Annotated in this window: 2 protein-coding genes; both read left to right on the top strand. The window is 67.9% G+C overall.

Annotation, left to right across the window (positions count from 1 at the left end; translation table 11 throughout):
• The first annotated feature begins 245 nt into the window (after window positions 1-245).
• Window positions 246-1,070 carry a TatD family hydrolase gene (locus ACWGIC_RS44810; RefSeq protein ID WP_452082044.1) on the top strand — a complete coding sequence of 275 codons (825 nt, stop codon included), beginning with the start codon at window positions 246-248 and terminating at the stop codon, window positions 1,068-1,070.
• A gap of 424 nt (window positions 1,071-1,494) precedes the next feature.
• Window positions 1,495-2,877, top strand: a complete 1,383-nt coding sequence (locus ACWGIC_RS44805) for a transglycosylase family protein (RefSeq protein WP_452082045.1) — start codon at window positions 1,495-1,497, stop codon at window positions 2,875-2,877.
• Window positions 2,878-2,995 lie beyond the last annotated feature (118 nt).

Genomic DNA, 2,995 nt, shown 5'->3' with positions numbered 1-2,995 from the left:
GGGTGCAGGGCCGGGTGTGGCTGCGCGGGGCTCGGTGGGGTGTGTCGGCTGCGGTTCGGTGGGTGGGGCGCACGGCTTGGGTGCCTGGCCGGGTTGCGTGTGCGGGTGGTGGTTCGGGCCGGGGTTAGCGCCCCAATGTGGCATTGGGTGCATGCGACGCACCGAACGCCACATTGGGTGCGTCGCGATTGAGTTCGTGGAGCCCTTCACGGCATCCGGGGTCCAGCGCGCAGTAGCTTGGGGGCATGGGTGACGAGAAGCGTGAACTGCCTCCGGTTCCTGATCGGTTGCCGGTGACGGTGGTGGATGCGCACACTCATTTGGACGCGTGTGGGGCGGAGACTGCGGCTGACGTTGTCGAGATGGTCGATCGAGCAGAGCGGGCCGGAGTCGCCCGCGTCGTCACCGTTGCCGACGATCTCGCAGCTGCTCGATGGGCCTCCGAAGCGTCCACCTGGGATTCGCGGGTCTTTGCTGCGGTGGCGATTCATCCCACGCGTACCAAGGAGTTCGGGTCTGCTGAGCAGTCCGAAGTGGAGCGTCTGGCGCGTGGCGAGCGGGTGGTCGCGGTCGGCGAGACGGGGCTCGACTACTACTGGGACTACTCGCCGCACGATGCGCAGCAGGCGGCGTTCCGCTGGCACATTGACCTCGCGAAGCGGCTTGGCAAGGCGCTGATGATCCACGACCGTGACGCGCATGAGGACGTGCTTCGCATCCTCGACGAGGAAGGCGCGCCTGAGACGGTCGTCTTCCACTGCTTCTCTGGCGACGAGCACATCGCGCGCCGCTGTATCGACAAGGGCTACATCTTGTCCTTCGCGGGCACGGTCACCTTTAAGAACGCGCGTGGGCTGCACGAGGCTGCGCGCATCGTCCCGCGTGGGCAGTTCCTCGCGGAGACGGACGCACCGTTTCTGACGCCTCATCCCTACCGTGGGCGGCCGAACGAGCCGTTTTGTACCGCCTACACCGTCCGCTTCCTCGCCCAGTTGCGGGGCGAGGGAGTTCACGAGGTGGCCGAAGCGGTCCGGACCACTGCCGAACGCGCATACCAGCTGCCCGCGTGATTCCGTAGTGTCACAACGGCTTGCACGGATTGCGACATTCGAGACCCCGGATTCGTCCACCTGATGAGTGACGCAAGTCACGACACTCCGGGGGGTGTTTGCGCAACCTGCCAACACCCGTTACTGTCCCGTGATCGTGCCGGTCGGTACCGCGCAGCGGAGCCGGCTGATACGCCCACCAGTCACGTCAGTGCACGTCGGGGAAGCGGAACCGGGGTTGGTACGACTCGGAACCGTGACGATGGCGCTGGCTGGGGGTGTCGGACTTGAGAGGCGCGCCCGAGGGCGCGTCGCGAACGAAGGACGACGCGCGAACGACGCGCGGTGTCTTGGGAAAGGGAACGACCCGGTGACTGGTAGTCGGCAGGATGACTCGCGTCTTGACGCGGGTTCGGCGTATTTCTCCTCCTCCGAGTCGGTGGCCGTGCTCGACCGCGAGCTCGAGGACACCGCCTACGGGCAGATTGACTTCTCCGACGAGCTCCGCGTGACCGAGCAGGACGTGCTCGCCGCGCTCGGCCCGGACGCCGACATGCTCATGTCGGAAATCGACGTCGACGTGGACGAGCTGATCCGGCTCATCAACGCGGAAACCACGATGCTTCCGCCGCTCGTCCTCCCGGACGAGGTCGAGCAGGACCGCACCGCCTCCCCGCAGGCCAAGAAGGCCGCGGTCGAGGAAGGGCTGCGCGAGGCGACCAAGACCTGGAAGCGCCGCTTCCTCAAGGGCGCGGTGCTTTCGCTGCTGGTCACCGTCGGCGGTGGCGGCGCGGCGGCGCTCGCGATGAACAAGAGCATCACCGTCGACGTCGACGGCCACCAGCAGACCGTGCACAGCTACGGCGGCACCGTCGGCGAGGTGCTCGAGGACGCGGGCCTGTCGGTCGGCGAGCACGACGCGCTTTCGCCCTCGCCGCAGGCGGCGGTCGGCGACGGCGGCGTCATCAAGCTCGAGCGCGGCCGTCAGCTGAACCTCGTCGTGGACGGCGTGTCGCGGCCCTCCTGGGTCCGGGCGACCACTCTCGGCGAGGCCATGAACCAGCTCGGCATGGGCAGCATGCTTTCGCAGGGCGCGTGGACGTCGATGCCGTCGTCCGGCGAACTGCCGCTGGAGGGGTCGACCGTCCAGGTCAAGACCCTCAAGCACATCACGCTTTTCGACGGCACCAACGGCCCCCGCAAGGTGGACACCACCGCGGTGACCACCAAGGAGCTCGTTTCCGACCTGAAGCTGAACCTCGGCCCGGACGACGCGATCGAAGGCGGCCTCGACGTCAGCCTGAAGAGCGGTGCCGAGGTCCACGTCAGCCGCATGGGCGTCTCGATGGTCAACCAGGAAGAGACCATCGACCCCGAGGTGCAGAAGGTCGACGACCCGACGCAGCTGCAGGGCCAGCAGAGCGTCGAGGACCCGGGCACGCCGGGCAAGAAGCTGGTGACCTACAAGGTCACGAAGAAAAACGGCGAAGAGATCTCGCGCGAGCACGTCTCGGAGAAGGTCCTCGTCGAGGCCAAGGCCAAGATCATCAAGGTCGGCACCAAGAAGCCGCCGGCCCCGGCCATCGGCGACACCGGCGCGTGGGACCGCATCGCGCAGTGCGAGTCGGGCGGCAACTGGTCCATCAACACCGGCAACGGCTACTACGGCGGCCTCCAGTTCGACAAGCAGACCTGGAACGCCTACGGCGGCCAGCAGTACGCCCCGACCGCGGACAAGGCCACCCGCGAGCAGCAGATCGCGATCGCCGAGAAGGTGCGCGACGCCCGCGGCGGCTACAGCGCCTGGGGCTGCGGCAACAAGGCCTGAGCGGCAGCAGAATTTCCGGCAGGCGGGCGGGGGGGCGGGCGGGGCGCGGGCCCGCGCGGTGGTTGACCGCGCGGGCGCGGGCCTGGGGGGGGGCGATGAGAAACGAAAATCCAGCGCC

Source organism: Amycolatopsis sp. NPDC054798, from assembly GCF_053611505.1.
Note: the sequence above shows the minus strand (reverse complement) of the source record. Positions and strands in the feature narration are given on the sequence as shown.